Origin of the sequence: Curtobacterium sp. P97 (assembly GCF_023712445.1) — a bacterium.
Classification (GTDB): Bacteria; Actinomycetota; Actinomycetes; order Actinomycetales; family Microbacteriaceae; genus Curtobacterium.
The window spans coordinates 1-651 of sequence record NZ_JAMAYF010000036.1 but is presented as its reverse complement, the minus strand read 5'-3'; the positions used below and the strand labels follow the sequence as shown (position 1 = coordinate 651).

1 protein-coding gene is annotated in these 651 nt (G+C 70.8%); it reads left to right on the top strand.

Translation table 11 applies throughout. The annotated features are described in order from the left end of the window. A partial coding sequence (locus M3677_RS16795; protein ID WP_251161110.1) for an L-serine ammonia-lyase, iron-sulfur-dependent, subunit alpha occupies nucleotides 1-444 on the top strand: 444 nt, incomplete at its 5' end. Nucleotides 445-651 lie beyond the last annotated feature (207 nt).

The following is a 651-nucleotide window of genomic DNA, read 5'->3' as shown; positions in this document are numbered from 1 at the left end:
AACGACGACGGGGTGGTCCGCTTCCTGCTCACCGCCGCCGCGGTCGGGATCCTGTTCAAGGAGAACGCCTCGATCTCCGGTGCCGAGGTCGGCTGCCAGGGCGAGGTCGGCTCGGCCTGCGCGATGGCCGCCGGCGGGTTGTGCGAGCTGCTCGGCGGCACCCCGGCGCAGGTGGAGAACGCCGCTGAGATCGGCATCGAGCACAACCTGGGTCTGACCTGCGACCCGGTCGGTGGGCTGGTGCAGATCCCGTGCATCGAGCGCAACGCCATGGCCAGCATGAAGGCGATCAACGCGGCCCGGATCGCGATGCGCGGCGACGGCAGCCACAAGGTGTCGCTGGACAACGCGATCAAGACCATGCGCGAGACCGGGGCCGACATGAAGGACAAGTACAAGGAGACCTCACGGGGCGGCCTGGCCGTCAACGTGATCGAGTGCTGAGCGGCTCCGCCGCCACCGGGTCGCGCACACTAGGAGGGCAGCAGCCCGACGCCCTCGCGACCGCACCCACCGGAGGATCCAGATGAACGGCCCTCAGCCCCTCGACGCGGGCCACCGCCCTCGAGCAGCTCGCGTCGGAGGAGTTCGACGTGCTGGTGATCGGGGCCGGGGTCACCGGGGCGGGCTGCGCGCTGGACGCGGTGACCC